The sequence below is a fragment of the Paenibacillus sp. FSL L8-0436 genome, from assembly GCF_038593025.1.
Lineage (GTDB): Bacteria > Bacillota > Bacilli > Paenibacillales > Paenibacillaceae > Paenibacillus_AQ.
Genome location: NZ_CP151955.1, coordinates 2,591,389 through 2,617,164, shown reverse-complemented (window position 1 = coordinate 2,617,164; position 25,776 = coordinate 2,591,389). Strand labels below are relative to the sequence as shown.

Below are 25,776 nucleotides of genomic sequence, written 5' to 3'. Positions count from 1 at the left end.
TTCATTTGTGGACTTATTATAACATCTGCAGGGGTCACCCGGCTGAAGCTGGAGAAAATTGCATTGTTTTGTCGCATCGCTCCTATAGACCGGGGTTATGATGCACAGATTTGTTCTATGCTTCTACAGCCTATGCCGTTTACGGTATTCCGCCGGACTCATTCCGGTGTTGTTCGTGAACACCCGGCTTAAATAGAATCCGTTCTCATAGCCGCATCTTTCGGCAATCCGGGTCAGATTCAGTTCACTGTCCTTCAGCAGAAGGCGTGCTTTGGCCAACCGGAGCGATTTCAAATAGGAGGAAGGCGTCTCCTGAAAAGCTGCGCGGAAGCGCCGCGTAAACTGCACGGGACTTAATCCCAGCTCCCGGGCGAGCTCCAGCAGACTGAGTGGTTCTGCGGCTCTATCGGCAATGATGGATGCAGCTTCATCCATCATTGCGTCTTCGGAGAATTTACGCCCTCCGGCTTCCGCCCGGCTCTCCATATGAACCGGCAGCCACAGGTCTTTGATAAGATGCTGTTTCCATTCCCTTGCGGCTGGACTATTGTCTTCACTGAGCTGGCGCAAATAGGCATAGGTCGAGCTTAAGCGCTTCGTATCGCTAAGCTGCAGGAGCCCCGGCTGCGGCAAGCTAGTATCATTCTCCGGGGTGAACTGGATGTAATGAAAGGTGAGCGGTGTAATCGTCTCACGAATGAAGGGAATTCCGGGAGGGCAGACGACCAAATCGGCAAACCCCGCTTCACCGCCATGTTCTCCAATTTCGAAGCGGAACAGCCCCTCCTCTACCGCAAAGGCGACCCAGGAATCATAGCAGTCGCTTGGCAGGGCAAAACTCGTCTTCTGCTTCCAGTAGATATGGTCCAGAAGTTTCATGGCTCCATCCCTTTCATGAAATAAAGTATATGTTTAATGATATAATCGTGTATTTCAAAAGTAAAGTAGCAGCTTCATTATGAAATTATAGATATGCATTAAGAATATAAACCTAAGAGGTGCTCATTCATGAAGCAGGAGCTAGTGCAAAATGACATTACGGTGATCGGCGGCGGGCTGGCTGGAGTATGTGCGGCGATTGCTGCCGCGAGACTTGGGCAAAAGGTGGCTCTGATCCAGAACCGCCCTGTGCTCGGCGGCAATTCCAGCAGCGAGGTGCGGGTCTGGGTCTGCGGAGCAACGGCACACGGCACGAACCGCTACGCCCGGGAAACGGGAATTATGGGTGAATTGTTCGTGGAGAACCAGTACCGCAATCCGGAAGGTAACCCTTATCTATGGGATCTGGTCGTACTGGAGGCTGTCAAGGCTGAGTCCAATATCACACTCTACCTGAATACGGATGTCCATGAGGTTCTGGCTGAAGGAGACGAGCAGGAGCGGACGATTACGGCGGTCACCGGCTGGATGATGGGTTCGGAGCGGAGAATCACTTTTAAGAGCAGCATGTATCTCGATTGCACGGGTGATGGCCTGATCGGATTTCTGGCCGGAGCCAAATTTGCCCTTGGACGGGAAGCCCGGAGCAAGTACGGCGAAGAGTGGGCGCCGGAGATCGCCGATGACATTACGCTAGGCAGCACCATCCTCTTCTATACCAAAGATACCGGCGTACCGATGAATTTTGTGCCGCCTTCCTTTGCCAAGGACATCTCACAGACGACGATTCCAATCCGGCGTGTCATTAAGAGCGGTGATTCCGGCTGCCACTACTGGTGGATTGAATGGGGCGGCGAGCATGACGCTGTTCATGACAATGAAATGATCCGCGACGAGCTGTGGTCGGTCATTTACGGCATATGGGATTATATCAAAAATTCCGGCAAGTTCGGCGCTGAGAATATGACGCTGGAATGGGTCGGCTCACTGCCCGGCAAACGTGAATACCGGCGGTTTGCCGGAGACTACGTGCTGAACCAGAATGACATTATCGCCCAGCGCGAATTCGCGGACGGCGTAGCCTTTGGCGGCTGGTCGATCGACTTGCATCCGCCGCAGGGGATGTATGCCGACGCCAGCGGCTCCAAGCATATGCATGCCGACGGGGTATATCATATCCCCTTCCGCTCCCTCTATTCCGCCAATGTGCGGAATATGCTGATGGCCGGGCGCGATATCAGCGCTTCCCATGTCGCCTTCGGCACAACACGGGTGATGGCCACCTGCGCCGTGATCGGTGAAGCGGCCGGAACCGGAGCCGCACTCAGCAGCCGCAAGGGAATCACCCCGCGCGAACTGCAGGAGCGGCATCTGGAAGAGCTGCGGCAGACGCTGCTGCGCAGCGATGCCTCGATCATCGGGCTGCGCAGCAGCGATGAAGATGATGTCGCCCGCAAAGCGCGGATCACCGCCTCAAGCACGCTGGGCGTGATTGAGCTGACCCAACCGGGCGAAGCTTATCCGCTGCAGCATGATGCCGCTGTGCTGATTCCTGCGGATCCGGGAATCAGCGGCTTTCAGCTGCTGGTGGATGCCAAGCAGGCCACTTCGGTTACAGCCGAGCTGTGGGACACCGGGCGCAGGGAAAATTACGTGCCGCATACCCTGCAGGCAAGGGCAACTGCCCACGCCGTAGCCGGTGAGCAGCAATGGCTTACCTTCGATCTGCAGTGGCAGCCGCAAGTGCCGCAAAATGCTTTTATCATCATCAAGGCGAACGATGTGGTCAGCCTGTATCATTCGCAGCAGCCGCACAGCGGCGTGCTCGTCTTCTTCAAGGATGAAGAGCCGCATGTATCCATGGATCTGGAGGACCACTCCACGGATCAGCCCGTGGTGCTGTGGAAGATGCAGGGCAAAGCCCGCCAGCCGTTCTGCTGCCGGATCGGGTCGCCGACTGCCGCCTTCGCAGCGGACAAAGCCGTAAACGGCTATCACCGCCCGTTCGGCGGGCCGCAGCAATGGATGTCGCAGCCAATGGCAGGCGGACAGCCGGAATGGCTGCAGCTGCAGTGGGATTCGGTGCAGTCCATCGCCGAAATCCACCTGACCTTCAACGATGATGTCAACGAAGATCTGGTGAACCTGCATCATCACCGCACGGCTTTTGCCATCATTCCCGAGCTGGTTCGTGACTACCGGGTAGAGGCGCTTGTTGCCGGCGGGGAGTGGACTGAGGTTGCAGCCGGAAGCGATAACCGCAAGCGCAAGGTGATCCACCGTCTGCCGAATCCGGTGCAGGCTGACCACCTCAGAGTACTGATTGATTCGACGAACGGCAGCCGTTATGCGGAGCTTATCGAGATCCGGGCATACGGGGCCGTTCACCAGTAAGCGGTCCGGCATTCCGCAAAGACAAAAAGCAGTATCAGACCTTCGTCCGATACTGCTTTTTTGCAATCTGTCTGTGCATTCTTTTGGCCGAACGAAGTCTACTTTCCCTGCCTGAAACCTGGTCTATTTCTTCGCGATATGCACCTTCAGCAGCTTGCCTTTTACCGTAGTGTCTTTCATCGCTTGCAGCACCAATGCGCCTTTGCCGTTCAGGATATCTACGTAGCTGACGTTATCCTGGATCGTGATGATCCCGATGTCGTCTGCGGTGATGCCTTCAAGCTTCGCTATGGTGCCGACGAAATCGACGGCTCTGAGCTTCTTTTTCTTGCCGCCGTTAAAATACAGCTTCATGATGTTCTCGTTCATGACCTCGGTTTTGCCCGCTTTGCGGACCTGCTGCTTGCCCAGCTTCAGATCGAAGGCCGGTTTGGCGTAGGCCACAGCATCGTCCGAAGGAGCTTTCATTACCGGCAGGCTGAAACCGATATAGCCCTCAATGTCCGCTACCCATTTGTGCTCATTCGGCGTAACGAGCGTGATCGCTTTGCCGCTTTTACCCGCGCGTGCGGTCCGGCCGGTGCGGTGGACGTAGCTTTCTTTTTCCAGCGGAATATCATAATTGATCACATGGGTGATGTTCTCAATATCAATACCTCTGGCGGCCACATCGGTGGCAATCAGATAACGGAACTGGCCCCGTTTAAAAGCATTCATGACCTCAAACCGCTCGTCCTGCATCATCCCGCCGTGAATCTTATCCACCGGATACTCCAGATCGGCCATCCCGCGGAACAAGGCGTTCACCTGATCCTGGGTGCGGCAAAAAATAATGCAGCTGTCCGGATTCTCCACGGTGAGCAGATCACACAGCAGCTGGAATTTGGCAGCTTGTCTCACTTCAATCAGCGCATGCTCAATCGACGCTGTCGTGATGCCGCTGGCTTCAATCTCAATATCCGCCGGACTCTGCATATATTTGCGGCATAAATTCTTCACCGCCTCCGGCAGCGTGGCGGAGAACAGCATCGTCACCCGTTCCCGGGGCAGCTGCTGGATGATCTTCTCGATCTGCTCGATGAAGCCCATGCTGAGCATTTCGTCGGCCTCGTCGATGACGAGATATTTGATCCGCTGCAGGGGCAGCGTACCGCGTTCAATATGATCGAACACACGGCCCGGCGTACCTACGACAACATGCGTCTTTTGTGTGAGTTCAATTTTCTGCGGGGCAAACGGCTGTTTGCCGAACAAGGCGACCGCCTTAATCCGCTTGAAGCGCCCGATGTTGGTGATATCCTCCTTCACCTGAGCAGCCAGCTCACGGGTTGGGGTCAGCACCAATGCCTGCGGCTTGTTCTCCGCCCAATCCACCAGCTCGCAGAGCGGGATACCGAACGACGCGGTTTTGCCGCTGCCGGTCTGCGATTTCACGATCAAATCCTGTCCCTGCAAGGCTACAGGAATCACTTTACGCTGTACTTCAGTCGGCTCCAGATACTTCAGCACATCCAGCGCCCGGATAATTTCTTCATTTAAACCATACTCTCTAAACTGCAGTTCACTCATGTTCACTTCAACCTCTTCTATGCCGATTGTTCCGGTTCAAGCGGGGGTTCCCGCGTTCCTTCCATCTTGTGCATAGTCTCATTATAACAGTTAATGGCTGCCTTGATTCCATTCCTTATAAAACTGCTCCAGAAAGCCCAGCATGAAATCATGCCGTTCTTCGGCCAGCTTGCGGCCATAGGGGGTATTCATCAGGTCTTTCAGTTTCAGCAGCTTCTCATAAAAATGATTGACCGCCGTCCCCTTGGAATAATCGCGGTATTCCTTCTGCAGCGATTCATCGCGCGGCGCGATCTCCGGATCATACACCGGACGTCCCTTCGCGCCCGAGAACACCATCGTTCTGGCAATGCCTATGGCGCCAAGCGCATCCAGCCGGTCCGCATCCTGCACAATCCGCCCTTCCAAGGTCGACATCGGTTCACCCCCACCGCCGCTGAAGGACATCGTCTCAATGATGAGCATGATATGTTTGATTTGGGCTTCATCCGCCAGGTGCTGCTTAAGCCAGTTATGTACTTTATCCAGTCCCGCTTCCTTGGAAGGGTTCAGCTTCTCGTCGGCAACATCATGTAATGTCGCAGCGACTGTACAAATAAAAACATCCCCCTGCTCCATCTCCGCAATCAGTGCCGCCGTATTCCGCACACGTTCTGTGTGAAACCAGTCATGACCGGTGGAATCTCCGGCCAGCTGCTCCTTCGCAAACCTTTCAGACTCGGCAATAAGTTGTGTATGATTCACAGTGAATCCCCCTTTTCGTTCAATTGATTATTCTAATCCATCCGCAGTATCATACTTGCAAGGATTTTCACTATCCGCTATAATGTGCTGTAATCCAGTCTGAAAGGGCGTTGATTCCAGTGAACAACACAAACAGCATTACCATCATACAGAATCAACTTCATCATCACAAGCAGCGTTAGCACTCCTGAACATCTATCAGGGAGGGCTAACGCATTTCGCGTTTGACCTCCCTGCGGCAATTATAAGCGCGCAGGACCATGAGGTCCGGCGCGTTTTTTTATGCTGAATTATATTTCGAGTTAAAGGAGCTGCTTAACATGCAAAACATTAAAGGAACCTACGATTATTTCGGCCGGGAGCAAGCGGTCAGACAAAAGGTACAGACTGTGCTGCGCGGGCTGTTTGAAAGCTATGACTTTGAATCCATGGATACAACACTGCTGAATGAGCTTGAACTGCTGACCTCCAAATATGCCGGGGGAGACGAAATCCTCCGCGAAATGTACCAGCTCACCGACCAGGGCGGCCGCCGACTGGGGCTGCGCTACGACCTGACGATTCCCTTTGCCAAGGTGATTGCCCTCAATCCGGGGATAGAGTTCCCCTTCAAGCGGTATGAGATCGGCAAGGTGTTCCGCGACGGTCCGGTCAAAAAAGGCCGGTTGCGCGAATTCCTGCAATGCGATGCCGATGTGGTCGGGATTGCCGGTCCGCAGGCTGAAGCGGAGCTGATGCAGCTGGCCGCCGAGGTATTCCGCAGACTGGACATTGCGGTGGTGGTCAAATGGAACAACCGCCGGTTCCTCGGCGAGATTCTGGAATCGGCAGGTGTCCCGGCGCAGGAGCACCTCTCCGTGATGCTGACCCTTGATAAGCTCGCCAAAATCGGCATCGGCGGCGTGCTGGCGGAGCTGTCCGATAAAGGACTAACTCCGGAGGCCTTGCTGGCGATTACCGCTTTGCTGGAATCCGGCAACCCGGGTTTTGAGGAGCTGACGCGTAAATATGGACTCGCCGGCCGGCCCGGTGCGTTAGAAGTTCTTGCTCTGAAACAGCTGATTGAAGAAATTGGCCTGGACAGCTTCTGTGTCTTCGATCCGTTCCTGTCACGCGGCCTATCCTTCTATACCGGGACCGTCTATGAAATCTTCGACGCCTCCGGTGTTTATACGTCCAGCCTTGGGGGCGGGGGAAGATATGATTCCATCATTGGAAAGCTGGTCGGAAGAGAGGATATCGAATACCCTACGGTCGGCATTTCATTTGGCATGGAGTCGATCATGGCCCTGCTTGGAGAGCGTCCGGTGCAGAAGGAGCCGACTGGAGTATGGATCGTTCCCGTTGGCGGGAATATGCCTCAGGTCTTGCTCGCCGCTGCAAGGCTGCGGGCCGCAGGCATCCGCGTAACCGTAGATTCCGGTACCCGGAAGCTGAAGAAAACGATGGCCGCAGCCTCAGCAAAAGGCATCCGCTATTGTCTGCTGCTCGGCGAAAGCGAGGCCGCACTCGGCAAGCTCCGTCTCAAGGACATGTCTGCGCACAAGGAGGAACTGCTTACCGTGGAGGAAGCAATCTCGCTCATCTCCGGCTAATCATTTCATTTCCTCGGGCTCAATCACCTCGAACAAAAAGGGAGCACTCTTTAAATATTCCCTGAGATACGCCTGGGAATAAGGCTGCTGCTCCCGCAGTCCGGGGACTTCCGCCGGGTTCGAGGCATGATGGCTGTAATTTCCGATCATAATCATAATAAAAAAACATTCCAGTCTACGCACATATCCGCTTTCCAGCTTCTTCCGGCTTGCATAGCCTTCAATAAACCGCTTGCGCTGCTCAGGGGATAGCTCCAATAATGCGGCAGCCAGATCGTAGAGATAATACCCGTAACCGCATCTTCCAAAATCTATCGGATAGGGCTGCTCGCCGGCAAACACCACGTTTCCGCTATGCAGATCTCCATGAATCAGTCCATATTGATCTTTGTTTGCCTCCATGTCCTCCAGTTCGGAGAGGATTTTTGCAGCAGCTAACTGATAAGTCTTCCATCCCGTTTCAGATACAAACCCGCTGTAATAACGTCCCAGCTTATCCATCTCACGCTTAAAGCTCTGCTCCCCCCATACAGGGCGGATAAACCCAGCCGGAGGAACGAATCCGGCAGCCGCGATGTGCAAGGCTCCCATCATAGCTCCCATATCGAATATTCTCTGATCCGTCATATGCCCGCCAGCATGCTCACCTTCGACCCAGCGGGTAACTGTTACCCACAAGGAAGAGGCATCCTCTTCAGAATCTGCCTTGAGGATATAAGTGCCTGCTGTATTGGCCACTCCTTCCGGCATCGTCAGTCCCTCGACCCGGTTCAGCGCCTGAAGCAGCAGCAGCTCCGACTGAATCTCTGCACTACTCATCCATCGCCCGTGCATCCGCAGCAAATAGCTTCCGCTGCTTGCCGTCTCGATCTTATAAGTGATGTTATCGGACAGGCCGATATATGAAATTGCGGTCCAATCCAGCCCATACTACGGCAGTGCCCACATCACGATGCTCCTTGCCTGCTTCAACAGAAGCCTTTTATCCTCATCCGTATCACAGCGAAAAGCTTCGGACATTATTTTTCCTCCTTAACGAATATGTCCGTTTATTATAATGGCAGCGCCGCATTGCTAATAGATAGACAACTCTTATAAGAGATTATTGCACACAAAAAACCGCATCGGACTGTTCATCCCATACGGCATTTTGTGAATCTATTTTTTGCAGTAGATAATTTTTTTGATGCTGTCGTATGACAGACAAAATTGCTCAGAAAGTTCACGGGCGGTAGCTCCGCCGGCATGCTGCTCCCTGATTTCATTGTTTCTCGCTGTCAGATACATTCGGCTGCCCGAATTCTCGCCCCATTTCTTCCGCACGCCTTCAGGCTTCGGAATATAGAGCATTCCACCGTGAATATATTTCTGAATCTCCTTCAGCAATACTTCCGGCAGAATCACATCTGCGTTAACATATTTCATTTTATAGCCCGCTCCTTAAAATTAGTAAACGTTTTAAGGGAGCAAAGTCTATAGGAGAAACCATTATCTTCTACAAGATAACTTATGCGGTAATCTGCTTACAGCTCTATACAAACAACCGCGGTTGTTAATCTATAGACTTTGCATAGAGCTGTGTGCCGAAACTTGTCATAGTCCTGTCTCCCTTCCGCTCAAATCCGGCAATGCTTATATTTAATTTACCATAAAATGACTTGAAGATGAAGACGCAGGCCTTCACCTCCTTTTTGAAGAAGGCCTTACTATACCTTCATCTGTCTCTTCAAGTACCACTCCCGGTAGTCCTTGGGATTTCTGCCGCTGTACTTCTTGAAGGCGCTTATAAATTCATCTGTCACGGAATAACCTGCCAGCATTGCGATCTCAGAGCATTTCAGTGCATTTTCCCGCAGATGCTGCTCAGCCTGGGCCATTCTCAATTTAGTGACATAGTCGTTCAAGGGAATGCCAACATGCATTTTGAATAACCGGCTGAGCTCGGCCTCAGATATATGAAATAACGCTGCAAGAGATGGAGCTTTCAAGTCGCAGGCAAAATGTTCCTTCACGTATTTCCTGATAGCCTCGGCCAGCTCTCTTCCGCCGGATGCCTGGGTCCTTCTCACTTCCCCCATGACTAGCTGTCCCAGTTCCTGCAGCAATTCCTTTGCATGTTCACCCGATGTGCAGGCGGCAAGGGTCATTTGGCTGTTCCATAAATATTTTTGGAGCGTTGTGCCGCCGTATTCAAATTTCCCCGCAGCTCCACCTAGAATCAGCAGCGTACGCTGCGCCAAAAAGCGGCAAACCTCCAGTTGAGAAGCCGCACCGTCCTCCAGAGTGAACAACGAATCCAGCTCCAGGCGGAAAGCAGCACTGGCTGGCTGTTCCAGACTCAACGTCAGCCTCTGTTCCGTCGCCTGGCTGAATGCAGTCAACCGGTCACTGGCACGACTCTGTAGAACCAGCCCTGTGCCGCTGCCGGGAATAGCGCTCCGGCTCCCGCATAAAGCCAGTAAACACGAGGCATAGCCGTTCTTTAACCGCTTCAGTCCTTTGATCGCTGCACCGATTCCTGCGGCAATTCCCAGCCTCAATCCGCGCTCGACATTCTGCTCAAGCTCTCTGGCGAAGTGCTCAGCTCTATCATCCTTATGGGACGCATTGTCTTTCATGACAATCAAGAAATACATTACCGGGCTAATGCTTCCGGCATCGCAGAACGGATACACGCCCTTCGACCCTGCAGCCGTCCTGCGGCATATCTGCTGGAAATCCTTATAAAGCTGATTCCGGCGCTTCCGTGGCTCTCCTATTTCTCCTGCCGGAATCTGCAGCTCTACGGCTGCACATTGCAGCTTCACTCCCTCATCGGCCAGCGGATGGAGCTGTAGCTGCCGCAGCCGTTGTTTCACCTTCTCCGGACTGAGCCACTCTTCCCGGACCATCTGCAGCAGAAAGCTCTCCTGCATATGCCGGAGCTGATCCAGCCTGCGCGTTTCTCTATCATTAACGGTTAACACGGGAAACGTTAATCTTACGCCATCCCCATTCAACTCTGCTTGATTATGGCTGTATCCCTTCTCTTCGTCCCCGAGCGTTATCTTAATCATTACATCCCCCCATATCAGCGGCTGCACAGCTGTATCCTATCCATAGTATGGTCCAAAAAAGGATGAACCTATCAATAGATGTAATGATGATGAACAAAAAAAAGAACCCTGCCAGTATGCGGCGGGGCCTAAGTTATAGCTTTATATTTTAAATTTCTCCACCAGTCCCTGAAGCGCTTTGGCACTTTGCGTATTTTCATCGGCCATCGTCGCCTCATGGAATGTCTTCTCTACAATATCCGCCGTCTTCTCGGCAATATCCTGCACGCCGATTGCACCTTCGTTGACAGTAGCTGCCACCTCATTAACCGCAATCGCGATGCTTGATACCGTCTGGTCCAAGTGATCTGCGGACTCCTCGAACTGGTTCATGAGCGTGTTGATGATGGAGGCGTCACTGTTGTACTGCTCGCTGACCTCTGTCAGGCGCTCATAATCACCCAGCACATTGTGGTCAATAAACGTAAGCATGGCTTCGGAATTCTCTTTCATCTGCTCTACAGAAGAGTATACATTCTTGACGACATCCTGAATTCCCGCTGCTGTTTCGGAGGATTTCTCAGCCAGCTTGCGGATTTCTCCCGCAACTACCGCAAATCCCCGCCCTGCTTCACCCGCACGGGCAGCTTCAATTGCCGCATTTAAGGCGAGCAGATTGGTCTGGCTGGTAATCGACAGAATGGTATCTGCCAGGAGATTGATTTCATTGATCGCGCCCGACTGCTCAATCGCCTTCTCCATTTCGATACGCACCGATTCGTAAATCCGCTTGGCATTATCCGTAGACTGCACGGCGTCATGCTGCAGCACCAGTGCCCGCTCGATAATTTGGCTGGTCACTTCCGTCCCTTCCTTGACCTTTCCGGAGATCATTCGGACATTGTTCTCGATTTCATGAATCGCTGCTGTCATCTCTTCTGTTGAAGCTGCCGTCTCTTCCATACCTGCCGACAGCTGCTCCGTTGTGGCTGAATTGTCATGCGCATTCTCTCTGACATCAATGGACAGCTTCTCCAGCGTTTCCGCATTGTCCAGTACCTTCGTGGAGATGGTGATCAGGCTTTCAGCCATTTCCCGGAGCACAGCGCGGGTATGGAACATGGCTTTAGCAATGATTCCAGTTTCATCTTTGTTCTTCAACAGATACTCATACTGCGCATCGTATTTGAGTTCCAGCTTAGCGGTCTGGTTAATCATTTCTGTCAGCTTTATGATCGGGGAAGAAATTCTGCCGGCGACAAACAGTCCAATGATCAGAGTCAGCAGCAGACTCCCCAGACCAAGCAGGATAATATAATGCGTCATATTGTCTACAGGCTGCATGACCTCCCCGACATCACCAGTCAGCACCAGTGTCCAGTTCGTTTCGGGAATGACGGTATAAGCAGCTTTTTTCTCCGCATCACCGATGCTGTACTGCACTTTGCCGTCTTCAACCTTCTCTCCGGCTTTCACACGTTCCACAACAGCCTTGATCTGCTCATTCTCGACAGGCAATCCAATCTTCGTCTCATCGGGATGATACAGCATATTTCCGGTCTCATCTACCAGATAGACGTACGAGGAAGGCGCATTTGCCACATTGGCACCGGACAAGTATTTGATAATACTGTTCGCATTGACAGCCGAGGCGACAAAGCCGATCATTTGGCCGCCGCTGGTCACCGGTTGCACAAACGCTACAACAAAAGCCCCTGTAGCTTTCGATTTCAAAGTTTCACTGATGACGGGGGCACCGGTCTCAATCACGCGCTTTGCATAACTTCTTTCGCTGAAATCCGTACCCACCAGTGCCGTGTCGCTATCTGCTACCGCAATCCCCTTCATATCGGATACAAACATATGTTCAAGATTGCCGGCATCCTTCACGATGCCTTGCAGCTTGGTGTTCACTTCGGCCTGCAGCGTATCTCCATCTGCTATTCCGCCGGTTTTGTTTTGTTGCAGCAGTTCAATAATTTCGGTCTGTCCGGCCACCAGAGCCATACTGCGTTTCTCTTTATCAATCATCGCCGCTATGGTTTCCGCTTTATTGGTGTTGACTTGCTTCATTGCAGATTCGGTAAGGCCCAGAATGGTGTTGGTGGATTTGTAATACGTGAAAGCCCCCATGATTACAGTAGAAAGCAGGGTAACGGCAATCATCATAACTGACAGCTTCATACGAATTTTCATTAATTTCTACGTCCTTTCATACTGGTCTTATAGTCCTGGTCATCTTCCTATTTCTATGTAATTTGTTACACTTATTATCGGTACACCCATGAAAACAGTGAAGATAAGATGTAAATTTTCGGAAAATAATAGCGTATTTCGTCGAAGAAAACAGAAAATTGCTTTCCATATCATTTTCATTACAGTTCAAAAAAGCAGGCCGGAAGGATATTCCGCCTGCTTATCGTTATATTGCTTCTATGAGGAGATCGTCGTTTCCCTTGGAGACGTTGAGGTTGACTGTGCTGCAGCATCTTCGGATTGCATGCGTCTCATCCTGCTGCGGATTACAAATCCTGAGCATGCGGCCAGAATCTGCTGGAAGAGCATCCCGGAAATGACCGGGAGTGCCACAGCAGGAGGGAAATACTTCACCGCCAGCACAGCCCCCGCGCTCAGGTTGCGCATCCCGGAGTTAAACTGCACGGCCACCGAATTTTCGTAATCCCAGTGAAGGCGGCGTGACACCAAGGCTCCGATCACATACCCAAGCACAACTGTTCCAAAGGTGACGAACAGAATCAGCGCGAGTTTGCCGTCCGGATGCTTTAAATACCGGGCAATACTGGCGCCGTTCATCGATACGACGATAAAAAGTCCCACTTTCACAAATGGAGCCAGCGGCGGACCGTACACTTTCCCGGCCGCTCCCTTCGTCCATTGATTCAGCAGCATTCCCGCCAGAGAAGGCAATACGACCATCCATAGCAGTCCCTTCATCATTTCCCCGAGCTGGATTTCCACGCTTGCCCCCATTAGCAGATGCAGTGTACCCGGTACGATCAGCGGTGACAGCAAGGTGTCAATGAGAATCAGCGCCAGCGTCAGTGCCACATTGCCGCCGTGCATGGATACCCAGACCACGCTGACGACTCCAGTCGGAATGGCGAACAACAGTACATAACCCGTAACCGTATAGGGATCGCCCGGAAAAAAAGCCTTCGCCGCAATCCAGCCGATCAGCGGCATAACCACATGCAGAATAACCATCAGAATAATCAGCTTCTGCGGTTTGAGCAGTACGGCCAGCAAATCGCGTAAATTAGACTTGAGACTGCCAATCAGTGTCATGAAGGCAAATATCCACGGCACCAGCCAGGTAAAAGGCAGCAGCCTGCTCTCGTTCAGAACGCCAAACGCGATAGCAGCCGGTGTCAGCAGCGGCATTATTTTTTCCAGCAACGTATTGGAACGCAGCAACCCATTCCTTATTCCATTGAGCATGTCTTCTACCTTCATGTATGCAGCGGCATACATGCCTTCTCCATAGATTTCACATTGCAGACTTTATTGAAATCTTAACAAATTCTCATGATGCCTATTTCCAAAGATAAACAGCGGAATTAATGAGCCCAGGGAAGCCGATATGCCCATGTTTACCCCGTAAGTGAGTGAAACCCCGATGGAGTCAATCGCTTTGCCGAACATTATGGAGCTGATTCCCCACAGAAAACCGCAAAAAGAGGCGGTCCACAGCACATCAGAGGAGGTCTGCCGGATGTAGCTGAAGAAATTTGGCACCTCGATCCATGTCCAGACCACCGGAATGATCAGAATCCCCACCAGAGAGAAGATCGTCCAGAAGGCCTCCCAGGAGAACGGCTGATATTTCTTCATGCCGAGTCCAAAGCTGCCCTGGAAAAAACAAGCCAACAGCAATAGTAAAAATCCGTAAATCACGTTGTAATCCTCCCGAACTTTGTCTATGTAGGTAAGCTGCCGAGCCTCTCTGCATTAGTAGTGCACATGATGATGATTATACATGATAGTTTTCATTGTGGGATGAAATATTCACAACAAATATCTCACGCTGATCTATCAAGCCGGCAGCAAAAACAGACCGCAGCTGGAATGCCGCGGTCCTGTCTGCTGTTGAGCTGCCGAACCGGCTCTTTCAAGCTGAATCCGGTTCGTCCCAGCTCTCTATAGGCCTTGCGGAAACAAAGCGTCCAGCGCCGGGCAAGGCTGCTTCTCCAGAAACTGTGAGAGCGGCTCAGGCATATTGCTGTACAGCTCGTTCAGCGAGGTTCCCTGATAAATGTTGCCGATGATTACCGGGTGGCAAAGCTCGGAGATCAGAATATCGCCGTTGCCATGCAGGTGCAGCTGTTTCTTGCCTTCTATGCAATGCGGGAAATATACCCCAGGCTGCTCCTGGAAACCAAGTGCTTCCATAAAGCGGTCCATACAGGTGAAGTAGAGCGTTGTATCTTCTTTTTTGCGTTCAATCAGCTCATTCACGGCATTCTTCAGCTGTTCACGGGCAGCAATGGCTTTCCAGCCGGTATGGCCCATGATAATGCTGTTCTGAATCTCGTGCGTTCTAACTCCCATAGAGTAGACATGATCGCTGATTTCTTTCATATTGTCCTGTGTTTCATTGAACAGCAGCGTTTCCAGCACAACGTCCACACTTGTCTTGGCGAACATTGTGATGTTCTCTCTGATTTTGTCATAGACGCTTGGATGAATGTTGTAATAACGGGAGAAAGCATCCGCTGTTGTAAAGTTGAACGAGATATGTATCGTAGTCAGCCCGGCAGACACCAGTTGTTCGATGCGCTCCGCATTCAGCAGACTGCCGTTGGAGTTTAATTGGGTCTGGATGCCCCGGGAAGCGCAGTAGGATACAATTTCAACGCAGTCCTGAAACTTCAAGGTCACTTCACCGCCGGAGAGGCGGACCCGCTTCAGCCCGGGAAGCTCCTCCAGGATCCGGATAACCTCCTTGCCATTAATGCTCTGCCCGTCGTTTCTATTATATGCACAGCAGTAATCACAGCGGAAATTGCAGTTCGAGGTCACGCCAACCTCCAAACCTTCCAGTTCATACGTCAGCGGTTTGTCCAGCTCCAGTGATTTATATTTCATGCTCATGTTTGATAAGCCTCCTAAAAAAATAAGATATCCTGCTCAAGGGTCAACCTTAGAGATTATAAAGGTTTGCAGCTCAAGTTAATGTGATATTTGTTGTATAAGAACGCAATCCGCACTACTTCCTTCCCTGGAAATAGCAAGAAGAGGCTGCCCGGCGGGCAGCCTCTAGTTCCAAACCGACTAACATTCATCCTCAACCTTCAGATTCAATCTATGATTTCCGGCAACTCTACCGTTCTACAACTCTAGCGATTTGCTCATCTCATTCCAAACAGGCTGTCCGATCAGTCCAAGCCGCCAGAGGGCGATGCCTTTGAGGCCATACCGTTTGGCCAGTCCAATCTTGGCGTTGACGGAGGTTGCATTCTCACTGTATACGGAGATTCCGAGCACCAGCTTGCTTTTATCCACCTGCTGCAGGGCCAGACGAATGCCTTCATCCACTTTGTTCATCGGCTCCGGACCTGACTCATCCTCATACGCATAAGCCATAATCACCAAATCATCGGCCAGCGATGCCAGCGTCTTATAATCATACCCTTTGTAGGAGCCGTTCAGCGGGGGAAGAATAACGGTCAGCTTAAGACCTGCCGCCCGCGCCATTACGGATAATTTTTTGACAAAAACATTATATTGGCTCTGTACCAGCTTCTTGTCGCCGGTCATACCCAGCCCTTCCAGATCAAGCCCGATTCCCTTAAAGCCTTTCTGTGAAGCTAAATCAACAATACTGGTAATCGTCTTCTGCTGAAGCTCAAGATCTTCCATATTCTTGGTCAGCTCCAGCTCTTTGTCCCCGGAATAAACCATCAGGTAAGGCGTGGTCCCTCCGGCAGCGGCATTCTGGACGATGGACTCCGGTGTCACATCGCCGTCAGCCTTCGGCCACCAGAAATCCGTACTGGCCGTAGTGAATTGTCCGCTGCGGTCGATCCGGCTCCACCCAAAGGCGACCGCGCTAAAATCAGGAATCCGCGAAACCTCGCTATAGGCTCCCTGCGCATAAAACCCAAGCGTATACATATCCTTCTTCGGCGAAGTGATCGATACAGTCTTGCTGGCCTGATTCCAGGATACCGCTGCGCCAAATTGCTGGCCAAAGAAGCTGAGCGGGATCATCGTGGTGCCCCGGATATTTTGCGGAGCTACAGCCAGCTTCACGGTTGCGCCGTTCACCGCTGCATTTTTGCTGCCGAGTGTAAGGATAACCTTAGTGGTCCCGGCGGCACCGCTTGTGGTTGCTGTGATTTTACGTGCGGCCTGGTCCCATACCACCGGAATTCCCAAAGCTTCCGCGATCGCGCGGAACGGCACCATCGTAGTTCCGCTCATCACCGCAGGTTCAACCGGAAAAGGCAGCGGATATCCGTCCAGCATAATGCTGACACCCGCCGGGGCAGCCTGAGTCGGCTGGGCAGGCAAAGCGGCAAAGCTGCTTACAGAGATTGCTGCACATAATAGCAGCTTCGTTAAGCGTTTCATGTATAAAATCTCCATTCTATGATAGGATGTCGAGTCTCTCAAACCTAGTTCAGTTCCGTCTACCATTTTACCAAAATAGTTATTTATAGCAAATTAATAGATTGTAACTATCACATAAACGCGCTCAAAAAGACGCCGACGGCCCGTTCCGCATCTACATCAACGGCAACCTCTATGAATTCACCCGCTTTGGGCTGTGCCCGCAAATCGGCAACGACCATTCCGGCGGTATGCTCACCCCGGGTCTCCACGCGGACCTTCATCTGGCGGCAGGTCAGCAGGTCCGGCTGCAGCGCGGCCATCAGCGCCAGCGGATCATGCAGCGGTGCTCCACCTATCAGATAATTCGCTTCACGGTAGAAATTAAAATAATACTTCAAGGATTCGTCCATGAAGTCAATCAGCGCTTTGTTCTCTTCCTTGCCGAACTGCCTCAGAAGCTCCAGATGCTCTGTGGTGATGAGCGTCTTCAGCGTAACATCCAGCCCGACCATCAGCACGGGAAGCCCGGAGGTGAATACACGGTCAGCAGCTTCCGGATCTCCCCACAGATTTGCTTCCGCAACCGCTGTAACATTGCCGGGCTTAAAGACGGTACCGCCCATGGCGACTACTTTCTTGAGTTTCCCGGTTAGAGCCGGGTCCAGATCAAGCGCCAGCGACAGGTTGGTCAACCGTCCCAGCGTTACGAGTACAATCTCGCCGGGATTCTCATCCGCCAGGCGGACTATAAATTCGGCTGACGTTTCCAGCACCGGCCGCTGAGACGATGGAGGCAGCTGAACACCGCCAATCCCGTTCTCACCGTGCACATGGGTCGAGAAGCCGCCCAGCTCGCGGACGAGCGCTTGGGACGCGCCAAGGGCTACGGGAATCTCATAACCGGGATTGGCCAAGGCCAGCAGCCTCAATGTATTATCTGCCGCCTGAGCGACATCAATATTGCCGAATACAGTGGTGATTCCTTCCACAACCACATCTGGAGTCCGCAGGGCATATAATATGGCCAATGCGTCGTCAATGCCGGTATCACAATCAATAATTATGCGGGTTTTACTCATCTCTATTTTTTCCACTCCCATTATGTATCCATATCATAGATTTCATCTTAACACGGGTGTCCCAAGTGCTCAATGCCAGGACAGGTCAATGGGATCTGCCTAAGGCTTTAAATTTCCCTAAGGTTATCTGTGGGAGGCGGGCAGAGAAAAATCGTTGTGCAAAATGAAAGAGTATTCAGCAAGCGTAAATAAGCCCGCCGTACCCTCTGAACAGTGCAGTGTTCAAAAGAGATACGGCGGGCTTATCGCTAACAGCGTAAATCCCCTTATTTTACATAAGGTGCTGCAGCCTGACTGAAACGCTCCAGTGCTTCGGACAGAATGGAACGCGGGCAAGCCAGATTAATCCGCAGATGGCCTTGTCCCTCCGTGCCAAAGACTGATCCTTCGTTAAATGCCACTTTGGCTTCACGGTACATCAGCTTCTTCAGACCCTCAGCGTCCAGCCCAAGTGCGCGGCAATCGATCCACAGCAGGTAAGTGGCCTCTGGCGTCATTGGCTTCACCTGCGGCAGGTGCTCCGCGAGGTAGCCGATGGCATATTCTGCATTGCCGCTGATATGCTGTATGAGTTCATCCAGCCATTCCCCGCCTTCATTGTATGCCGCTTCCACAGCCTCTGGTGTAAAAAAAGGAGACATGTGCAGGCTGAGCGCCTTAAGCTTGTACTCAAATTTCCGCTTCAATTCCGGATTGGAGGTTACGATGTAAGAGGTCTGCAGGCCCGGCAAATTGAACGTCTTGGTAGCGGCCAGCGTGGTCAGTGTAATATTCGACAGCTCCTCCGACAAGGAAGCGAACGGAATATGCTTGTGGCCCGGCATAGCCATATCACAATGGATTTCATCCGAGATCACCGTTACCCCATACTGCAGGCACAGCTCTCCAAGACGCAGCAGTTCTTCCCGCTCCCACACCCGGCCTCCCGGATTATGCGGGCTGCACAGCAGCAGCAGCTTGGCGCCGCCGGCCATCAGCTCTTCCAGTTGGACATAATCCATAACATAATGGCCGTCTTCGAGTTTCAGCGGATTAATGGCCACCTTGCGGTCATTCATCCGGATCACATCATAAAAAGGATAGTAGACGGGCGACTGCAGAATCACCTGATCTCCCGGCTTGCTGAACAGCTCCACCGACAGGCTGAGCGAGGTAACGATTCCGGGGGAATCCGTAATCCATTCCTTTTGAATCTCCCAGTCATGGCGTCTGCGGTACCAGCCGGCAATCGCCTCTTTGTAGGAATCACTCGTCACGCTATAGCCGTATATTCCCTCCTGAACGCGCCGCTGAATCGCTTCTTTCACGGCAGGCGGGCTCTCAAAGTCCATATCCGCTACCCAGAGCGGAAGAATCTCCTTGTCTCCGAACAGCTTCTCGGACTGATCCCATTTGTAGGAGCGGGTATTTCGGCGGTTAACTACTTTGTCAAAGTCATACTTCAAGTGAGGTTCCTCCATCCATTACGGCTTTTCAGATTATTGTATCACAGGGGACATCTTCAGGCACCTCTCGCATTAATTCCTATCCATCAAGTGGAAACGGCTTCGCCGTCTTCAAAAGGACGGTTTCCGTTTCAGCGAGAAATAGAAGGATAATTTATAGCGTGAAGCCTATAAATTATTATATTTCAAAAAAAGGCCAACCGGATTCTCCGATTGACCTTCACCTTCTACTTCTCCACCGGAACCCGCTGGATCGACTTCCCTACCTGCTTCAGAATCTCCGCCATCGAAGCCGCATCATTCACATCATAATCGTCAATATTCAGGCGCAGCACCGGGCAGGCGCTGAACTCGCCAATCCACTGCGAATAACGTCCGTGCATATGCTCCCAGTAGGAGACATCGGTCTGGATTTCCATCTCGCGGCCACGTTCATTGATGCGGGTCAGGATCGACGGCAGGCTGCCTTCAATATAGATCAGCACGTCAGGATGCGGGAAATAGGGCGTCATCACCATAGCCTCGTACAGGCTGGTGTATGTTTCATAGTCTGTTTTCGACATCGTGCCCTGATCGGCATGCATTTTGGCGAAAATACCGGTGTCCTCATAAATAGAACGGTCCTGCACAAACCCGCCGCCCAGCTCGAACATTTTCTTCTGCTCCTTGAAGCGTTCGGCCAGGAAGTAGATTTGCAGATGAAAGCTCCATCGTTCAAAATCATGGTAGAACTTCTCCAGATACGGATTGTGGTCTACCTGTTCCAGCGAAGTCTGAAAATTGAGACGCTTCGCCAAAGCTCCGGTCAGTGTGGACTTTCCGACACCTACCGTACCGGCTACTGTGATAATTGCGTTATCAGGGATGTTGTATGGGTTCATTTCATAAGCTCCTTTAGGTGGTCGGCGATTGCGGCAAAGTCTTCTTGGTTTCCCACAAAATCTACCTGGGTTCCGTCGATGGTCACAATAACGGTTGACGGTTCGCTGACGGCCAGCGAAGCCATCGCATCGTCGTAATCCTCTATTAATTGCTGCAGATAAGCAGGAGCAATCTCCTCTTCGAACGGGCGGCCGCGCTTAGCGATTCTGGTAAGCAGCGTATCAAGATCCGCTCTGATATAAAGAATGATATCCGGTTTCGGCAGATCATCAGTCAGCACATGATAGATTTCGCGGTATTTGTCACGTTTGGTTCCTTTCAGCGTCCGCTCGCCAAAGATCAGGTTCTTATAAATATGATAATCCGAAATAACCGGCTTGTTCTTAGCGATGTACTCGTTTACGGTATCTTCAAGCTGCTTATACCGGTTGCAGAGAAAGAACATTTCAAGCTGGAAGCTCCAGTCGTCCATGTTTTGATAGAACTTGTCCAGGAACGGATTCTCCTCCACAATTTCTTTGATGACCGGAAGCTGCAATTCACCGGCCAGCATCGTGGCAAGTGTTGTTTTACCGGCTCCGATCGGACCTTCCACTGCTATAAAGGGTGCATGTTTCATTAACGCTGATTTCCTCCTCAGGTACGGACAATGCCGGGTACAGCTTGCTGTGATTATTCCATTAAAAAACAGACTAAGCTATTGTATCACAGGAGTGCTTTCTGTGAACGGATGAATTCATGATTTTTTTTGCAGGCGCAGCTCCAGAAAGGGCCGTATCCGCTTCAGACTTAGCGGATACGGCCTTTTGATTGATATTGCTTTACTCTTCCCGAACAATCATGAGGGATTAGATCGGTTAGGAAACTTTTTAACCAGTCCTTGCGTCTAACCTTACAAGTTGTTTTATTTCCTATATGAGCATTTTGCATAATTCAATTTTCAATTCAAAGTCAAAGTCGGGCCACTTCCAAAGCTCCGTTTTTGATATTTGGGTTATAAGTAGGCAGACGGACAGAATTTCGGTGAAGCTGAAATTTTTAAGCGGCGTTTTGTACTCGTTGCTTCGCGATGGCAAGCGCAGAGGCAAGTAACACAATTGCATTTAAATATTGGTAAGTTGTCACTTTTTGAATACCCCAAACATGGAGCTGGTCAGCGGTTAAATAGGTCTTCATTCGAGAATTGCAGCGCTCCACACTGGTTCGTTTATTGTAAAGTTCTTTCCAGCCTCGGCTTTCCCGGTGCGGCAGCGCATAGCGCCGGAGATCCATTTGACTATTGATTTTAACGACCATTCCATAATTGGAAGACGAACAAGCGGCCATGCCCAAAGGACAATCTACTTGACCTGTCGCATGCGGACAACGGAATTTCAAATGTGTTTTCTCTTGACCCCAATACGTCATGGGAAAACCCATCGAACAACAGGGGGTGCCTTTGCGGGTGATCCCAGCGGGCGGTTCCTTTTCATTCCGTGGATTGAGAGGGATAACGGCTTGGGCCTTGACGTTCCGGGCCGCCTCGTAGTTTTTCATTTGGTCGTAGCCCGCATCCAGCATGAAGAATTTCGCCTTGGATTTCGCAGCGGCAAGCGCTATGAGCACAGGCCCTTCGTCTCCGTCGTTCACATGGGCAGGGGTCACCTGGAGTGCCATGGGAAGTTCGCTCTTTGCATCGACGGCCAGATGCAGCTTATAGCCAAACCACTTGACTTTGTTGCCAAAGCTATCAAATTTCGCACCCCAGTTGGCATTGCCGGTAAGTTCACTTTTTCGTTTGGGTTCTTTTTTTTCGTAGGCGTGAATGGCTGCACTGTCGATCGCGACATGAGTGCCGGCGATGATTCCAGCCTCTTGGCACTGAGCCACAAGATCCTCAAACAACTGCTTTGCAAGGCTTTTGCGAGTCAACTCGGCAAAGACTCGGCTTAACGTGGAAATCGAAGGGGCGGGGAGATCCAGCCGAAGTCCACATTGGTAACGGAAACGAAGGTCAAACTCCAGTCTGCGCGCTAGGCCGGTGAACGTATCGATGTTCTCTAAGGGAGCCGCGAGTAACGCGCGAAGAATGCCTTGCCGACAGTGTCCATCCGCTCCTCGGGGTGAAGGATTCCTCAATTCTCTCGCATAAGGACGCAGGTCAAGTGCGCTGAAAAAGATGGGCAGACGTTCTTTGGAATCAATTTTTTGAAGCTCCTCAAAGGAAAATAGACTTTCTTGGAGAATATACATAGTGACTTCACTCCCTTGGGTTTTCTCGTTTGGTCACTTGAAAACTTCTCCAAGTTGGGGTGAAGTCCTTTTTTATGCTTAAAATTGCTTTGTGTAACAAGGGTTTAGATTAATGCAAAATGCTCATATAAGTAAATTACGCAAATTACCGAGGAGGATTTCCGTGAAAAAATGGACGATGACTTTATGTTTGTTGCTGAGCTTAACCGCTTCAATGGCTTCAATACATGCATCTGCTGCCGGGAGTGCTGGGAGTGCCGAAGCTGCCGCTACAACCGCCGCAGCAACAGTGCAAGCAACTGCCGGCATTAAGTCCTATGGACCAGAATACCTGATTAAAAATGACGGAAGCCTTTGGATATGGGGTGGCACTAAATCAGTGCCTACTCTGCTTCCGGGGCTGAAGGATGTACAAGCCGCCTATGGGTTTGGCCTACAGGCTGGAGGACTGGCCGTCACAAAGGATAATGCCGTATGGCGGTGGCAGACCAACCCTAAGACTCTGGCGGTGGAAGTCACTCCTGTTCAGGAACTGACCAAGCTAACAGAGCTTTCTACGCTTTGGAACCGTTACATAGCTATAGATGGAAATGGCGCGGTATTCAGCTCTCCCCGAGTATCAGACGAAGACAAATCCCCCCTCTTTGCAGCTGTTCTCGGCATAGATGATGTCGCTGCGGTGAATGGTTATAATGAATGGGATGGAAACAAAGGCTGGGAACGTATCAACTTCCTGAAAAAAGATGGCACTGTATGGACCTCCCGCGATGAGCTGTCCACCTTTGAGCCTGTCCAGAATTTGACCGGTATCACCCAGCTGACGCAGCAATATGCGCTTAAAAAAGATGGTACACTTTGGACCTGGCCTATTCAGTCCTATGACTCCGCTGATTCCGGAAAGCCATTTCCGTCTGTCCTATCCGCTTCTCGGGTGAGCGGATTGACAGATATCCGCTCGATCCATGGCAACTTGCAGACCATGCTGGCCATCGATGGTCAATCACGCCTATGGTTCTGGGGTTCCACCGTAACGGGCTGGTCCGACGGAACCACTTATCATGAGCAGAAAGTCCCCGTGTGCCTTACAGGCATCAAGAACGTGACTGGTGCCTACTTCATGGAACGGTCAATCGTCGCCCTGACTGCAGATGGCAAAGCTTACACGGCCTCCCTTGAAGGCGACTCCATGTCAGCGGATGCGAAATTCACTCTCCTTGCCTCTGATATCACATCTATTCAGGAAGGTGAGCGCCATCTTATTTTGCAAAAAAAGGACGGGTCCCTCTTGGGCTGGGGCGTCAACAAAGACGGACAGCTGGGATATGGTGAGTATGAGTTCAGCTATAAAACTCCAGTTCCCGTACAGAAACCGATTGCAGTATCCTTGAACGGCGAAAGGGTTACTCTAACGAACGGTGTAATCACCCGGGGCGGGCAAAACTTTATTCCACTCCGTTCATTGTTTGACAAGATGGGGGCCAATGTCTCTTACAAAGAAGATACGAAGAGTGTCCCTTCAGGCAAAGCAGGAGGTACAACAACCACTGTGGATAAAAAAGTGACGATTTCCCGCGCCGCTGGCGATAAACCCGCCATCTCGATCACGATCAATTCTGTTACAGGGGCTACGACCGTAAATAACAAAACGGTAACTCTTGAGACCCCGCCGTTTGTCGTATACGGAACGATCTACCTGCCGCTGCGCTTCATCAGCGAACAGCTTGGCGCAACAGTCAACTGGATGCCGCAGGAAGAGGAGATTGCAATCACTTACAAATAGATCTCCAGTCCCCAGCTTATCCAATAGCCGATCTAAAGCAGAAAGCGGGCCTCCGCTCCACGTTTCGTGGAAGCGGGGTCCGCTTTTTCCTGGGGTTTATCTATTCAGGATTTCCTCTACTACAAGCTTCTGCTAAGATCGCCAGTCAGTCTTAGCAACAATAACGGGCAAAGCTCCCGGTATTGTTGTATAAACAATCCTCTTCAAAACCTTTGCGGGAATTTCTCCCGCTAATCTGAACCGTTTCACTCAATCGGGCCATTTGGTTAAATAAGGCGGGAGAAATTCCCGTTAGTTACTCAGATTCCGCTCGTATCGTCTATTTAGCGGGCGCAATTCCCGTTACGAATTTCTGAGTTGTCCGGCGGGACGGCAACAAGTTACTTTCCGCTCAATTCTGAGTTGTCCGGCGGGACAGCAACAAGTTACTTTCCGCTCAATTCTGAGTTGTCCGGCGGGACAGCAACAGGTTACTTTCCGCTCAAGACCGGCAGTAGCATCCATTAGCATCCATTAACATCCATTAACATCCGTCGCACCGTTCACATTACGCTGCCCGCTTTAGGTTAACCGCTCTCCAAACCGTGCAGATCTGTTCACCAGGGAATGGTGCAGCCTGCCTCTCAGCCCCGTGAGCCATTCCGGCTCATGCTCCCATTGTTCAGCGGTGGACCTCAAAACTCTGGCATACCCGTACAAATCGGCGAACCGTCTGCACGCCGCCATAGTGGGGCCGTCATCGGGAAGACTAAACTGGCTGCGGTACCCTTCCATAAAGCGCTCTTTCTTCAGTCCAAACTCTTCAGGATCAATCTCCTCTACCAGACTGTCCAGCGACTGCTCGATATCCACAGCATACCAGTGATACATGCAGTCATCAAAATCTATCACACTGATGGTGTCACTAGCTTCATCATAAAACACATTGTCCAGCTCAAAGTCATAATGGATCAGCCCGTAGTTGGCTGTTGTAACCGGGAGCTTGCTGAAATACTCGGCCAGCAGCCGAGCTTCCGCCACAGCCGCCGTTTCCTGCGGAAATGCCTTTAACACATCCACGGTCCAGTCCAGCACATCGCGGTATGACCATCTCTTGGTTTGTACAGGGCTATACGTGCTGGACAGCTGATGCAGCTTGCCCAAGGCCTCTCCATACCTGAACATGACATGATCACTTAAGCCGGCATCCTGCAGCTGAACTCCGGGTACACGCTTGAAGACAGAAGCATAATACTCTCCCCAGGGAGTCCTCGCTTCTACCAGTTCCTTTCCTTCCAGGGAGGGAACGGCCTCCAGCACACCATATCCGCATTCCTTCAGGTAGGAGATGAACTCCAGCTCAGCCCGCAGGTTCTTCATCAGCTTCTCCGACTGCGGGGCAAACCGCAGGAATTGACCGTTCCCGGCACTTCTGAACGGATATATCGCATTGGAGGAGATTCGATAGTACTGGAACAAATGCAGCGACTCCGGATCATAGGTCCAGTTCCCCAGCAGCATCTCCGCCAAACTTTCATTCGAGAATAAATATTTTAACTTCAGCATGCGTTGCAGCAGCTCCTTTTC

At 51.4% G+C, this 25,776-nt stretch carries 20 protein-coding genes; 3 read left to right on the top strand and 17 right to left on the bottom strand.

Annotated features, from left to right (window positions below):
- Positions 1 to 123 precede the first annotated feature (123 nt).
- On the bottom strand, positions 124 to 879 hold the full coding sequence (locus tag NSS79_RS11805) for an AraC family transcriptional regulator (RefSeq protein WP_342439508.1): 756 nt from the start codon (positions 877 to 879) through the stop codon (positions 124 to 126).
- A 129-nt stretch (positions 880 to 1,008) separates the two neighbouring features.
- On the opposite strand from NSS79_RS11805, the gene NSS79_RS11800 reads away from it, so the two are divergent.
- Positions 1,009 to 3,273 (top strand): FAD-dependent oxidoreductase, encoded by a 2,265-nt coding sequence (locus NSS79_RS11800; protein WP_342439507.1) that lies wholly within the window; start codon positions 1,009 to 1,011, stop codon positions 3,271 to 3,273.
- Between the two features lie 123 nt (positions 3,274 to 3,396).
- Here NSS79_RS11800 and NSS79_RS11795 read toward each other — a convergent pair whose 3' ends face one another.
- Positions 3,397 to 4,842 (bottom strand): DEAD/DEAH box helicase, encoded by a 1,446-nt coding sequence (locus tag NSS79_RS11795; RefSeq protein WP_076112242.1) that lies wholly within the window; start codon positions 4,840 to 4,842, stop codon positions 3,397 to 3,399.
- Between the two features lie 90 nt (positions 4,843 to 4,932).
- On the bottom strand, positions 4,933 to 5,586 hold the full coding sequence (locus tag NSS79_RS11790) for an HD domain-containing protein (protein WP_342439506.1): 654 nt from the start codon (positions 5,584 to 5,586) through the stop codon (positions 4,933 to 4,935).
- 320 nt (positions 5,587 to 5,906) lie between these two features.
- Between NSS79_RS11790 and NSS79_RS11785 the strand changes: the two genes are divergently transcribed.
- Positions 5,907 to 7,181 (top strand): histidine--tRNA ligase, encoded by a 1,275-nt coding sequence (locus tag NSS79_RS11785; RefSeq protein ID WP_342439505.1) that lies wholly within the window; start codon positions 5,907 to 5,909, stop codon positions 7,179 to 7,181.
- On the opposite strand, the gene NSS79_RS11780 is transcribed toward NSS79_RS11785, so the two are convergent.
- The 13 genes from NSS79_RS11780 to NSS79_RS11720 form a co-directional block, all read right to left on the bottom strand.
- Positions 7,182 to 8,015: a phosphotransferase gene (locus NSS79_RS11780; protein ID WP_342440351.1), complete on the bottom strand. Its 834-nt coding sequence runs from the start codon at positions 8,013 to 8,015 to the stop codon at positions 7,182 to 7,184.
- A 324-nt stretch (positions 8,016 to 8,339) separates the two neighbouring features.
- Positions 8,340 to 8,606, bottom strand: a complete 267-nt coding sequence (locus NSS79_RS11775; protein WP_038589454.1) for a CD3324 family protein — start codon at positions 8,604 to 8,606, stop codon at positions 8,340 to 8,342.
- A gap of 281 nt (positions 8,607 to 8,887) precedes the next feature.
- Positions 8,888 to 10,237: an AraC family transcriptional regulator gene (locus NSS79_RS11770; RefSeq protein ID WP_342439504.1), complete on the bottom strand. Its 1,350-nt coding sequence runs from the start codon at positions 10,235 to 10,237 to the stop codon at positions 8,888 to 8,890.
- Between the two features lie 141 nt (positions 10,238 to 10,378).
- Complete coding sequence (locus tag NSS79_RS11765; protein WP_342439503.1) at positions 10,379 to 12,412, bottom strand: methyl-accepting chemotaxis protein; 2,034 nt, start codon at positions 12,410 to 12,412, stop codon at positions 10,379 to 10,381.
- 237 nt (positions 12,413 to 12,649) lie between these two features.
- Positions 12,650 to 13,708, bottom strand: coding sequence for a bile acid:sodium symporter family protein (locus tag NSS79_RS11760; protein WP_342439502.1), 1,059 nt, complete (start codon positions 13,706 to 13,708; stop codon positions 12,650 to 12,652).
- A gap of 30 nt (positions 13,709 to 13,738) precedes the next feature.
- Positions 13,739 to 14,131 carry an L-rhamnose/proton symporter RhaT gene (locus tag NSS79_RS11755; RefSeq protein ID WP_342439501.1) on the bottom strand — a complete coding sequence of 131 codons (393 nt, stop codon included), beginning with the start codon at positions 14,129 to 14,131 and terminating at the stop codon, positions 13,739 to 13,741.
- Positions 14,132 to 14,374: 243 nt separating this feature from the next.
- Complete coding sequence (locus tag NSS79_RS11750) at positions 14,375 to 15,328, bottom strand: radical SAM protein (RefSeq protein ID WP_342439500.1); 954 nt, start codon at positions 15,326 to 15,328, stop codon at positions 14,375 to 14,377.
- Between the two features lie 237 nt (positions 15,329 to 15,565).
- Positions 15,566 to 16,810 (bottom strand): stalk domain-containing protein, encoded by a 1,245-nt coding sequence (locus NSS79_RS11745; RefSeq protein WP_342439499.1) that lies wholly within the window; start codon positions 16,808 to 16,810, stop codon positions 15,566 to 15,568.
- A gap of 110 nt (positions 16,811 to 16,920) precedes the next feature.
- A complete protein-coding gene (locus tag NSS79_RS11740) occupies positions 16,921 to 17,871 on the bottom strand; it encodes a nucleoside hydrolase (RefSeq protein WP_342439498.1) in 951 nt (316 codons plus the stop codon).
- A gap of 266 nt (positions 17,872 to 18,137) precedes the next feature.
- The gene (locus NSS79_RS11735; RefSeq protein ID WP_342439497.1) at positions 18,138 to 19,316 is read right to left on the bottom strand and encodes a MalY/PatB family protein; all 1,179 of its coding nucleotides are present in this window, start codon (positions 19,314 to 19,316) and stop codon (positions 18,138 to 18,140) included.
- 227 nt (positions 19,317 to 19,543) lie between these two features.
- On the bottom strand, positions 19,544 to 20,197 hold the full coding sequence (locus NSS79_RS11730; RefSeq protein ID WP_038589434.1) for a deoxynucleoside kinase: 654 nt from the start codon (positions 20,195 to 20,197) through the stop codon (positions 19,544 to 19,546).
- Positions 20,194 to 20,817 carry a deoxynucleoside kinase gene (locus NSS79_RS11725; protein ID WP_038589432.1) on the bottom strand — a complete coding sequence of 208 codons (624 nt, stop codon included), beginning with the start codon at positions 20,815 to 20,817 and terminating at the stop codon, positions 20,194 to 20,196. Before NSS79_RS11725 ends, NSS79_RS11730 begins: the two co-directional genes overlap by 4 nt.
- Positions 20,818 to 21,236: 419 nt before the next feature.
- Positions 21,237 to 22,430, bottom strand: coding sequence for a transposase (locus tag NSS79_RS11720; protein WP_342436458.1), 1,194 nt, complete (start codon positions 22,428 to 22,430; stop codon positions 21,237 to 21,239).
- Positions 22,431 to 22,593: 163 nt separating this feature from the next.
- Here NSS79_RS11720 and NSS79_RS11715 point away from each other — a divergent pair, with 163 nt between their 5' ends.
- Positions 22,594 to 24,210, top strand: coding sequence for a stalk domain-containing protein (locus NSS79_RS11715; protein ID WP_342439496.1), 1,617 nt, complete (start codon positions 22,594 to 22,596; stop codon positions 24,208 to 24,210).
- A gap of 561 nt (positions 24,211 to 24,771) precedes the next feature.
- Here NSS79_RS11715 and NSS79_RS11710 read toward each other — a convergent pair.
- Positions 24,772 to 25,755, bottom strand: coding sequence for a phosphotransferase (locus tag NSS79_RS11710; RefSeq protein WP_342439495.1), 984 nt, complete (start codon positions 25,753 to 25,755; stop codon positions 24,772 to 24,774).
- Positions 25,756 to 25,776: the final 21 nt, after the last annotated feature.